Origin of the sequence: Streptomyces sp. A1136, assembly GCF_004795055.1 — a bacterium.
Taxonomy (GTDB): Bacteria; Actinomycetota; Actinomycetes; order Streptomycetales; family Streptomycetaceae; genus Streptomyces.
The window spans coordinates 1-850 of the sequence record NZ_SSBJ01000120.1; the positions used below are offsets into that span (position 1 = coordinate 1).

1 protein-coding gene is annotated in these 850 nt (G+C 70.6%); it reads left to right on the forward strand.

Annotation, left to right across the window (positions count from 1 at the left end):
- The coding region (locus E6R62_RS37560) for a threonine--tRNA ligase (protein ID WP_240802136.1) at nt 1–850 on the forward strand (850 nt) is incomplete at both ends.

Sequence of the window (850 nt, forward strand, 5' to 3'; positions counted from 1 at the left end):
GGGTCGTGCACGGGCTGACCCGGGCCCGCGGGTTCACCCAGGACGACGCCCACATCTACTGCGCCCCCGAGCAGATGCAGGACGAGATCCGGTCGCTGCTGCAGTTCGTGCTGGACCTGCTCGCCGACTACGGCCTGAACGACTTCCACCTGGAGCTGTCCACGCGGAACCCGGAGAAGTCGATCGGCAGCGACGAGGACTGGGAGCGTGCCACCGACGCGCTGAGGGAGGCCGCGGAGGCCAGCGGGCTCGAGCTCGTGCTCGACCCGGGCGGCGCAGCGTTCTACGCGCCCAAGATCTCGGTCCAGGCCCGCGACGCGATCGGCCGGTCGTGGCAGATGTCGACCATCCAGGTCGACCTCATGCTGCCCGAGCGGTTCGACCTCGAGTACACGGCCGCCGACGGCTCGCGTCAGCGGCCGGTCATGATCCACCGCGCACTGTTCGGCTCGATGGAGCGGTTCTTCGGCGTCCTGACCGAGCACTACGCCGGGGCGTTCCCGGCCTGGCTGGCGCCGGTGCAGGTGGTCGGCATCCCGATCACCGACGAGCAGGTGCCCTACCTGCTCGACGTCGCCGAGCAGCTGTGCGCGCGGGGCCTCCGGGTCGAGATCGACGACTCCGACGACCGCATGCAGAAGAAGATCCCCACCGCCAGCAAGCAGAAGATCCCGTTCGTGCTGCTCGCGGGGGCCACCGACGCCGACGCCGGCGCGGTCTCCTTCCGCTACCGCGACGGGTCGCAGCGCAACGGCGTCCCGGTGGCCGATGCCGTCGAGCAGATCGCCGCGTGGGTGGCCGCACGGCACAACACCGACCCCACCGCCGAGATCCAGGTGGCGAATCCGTC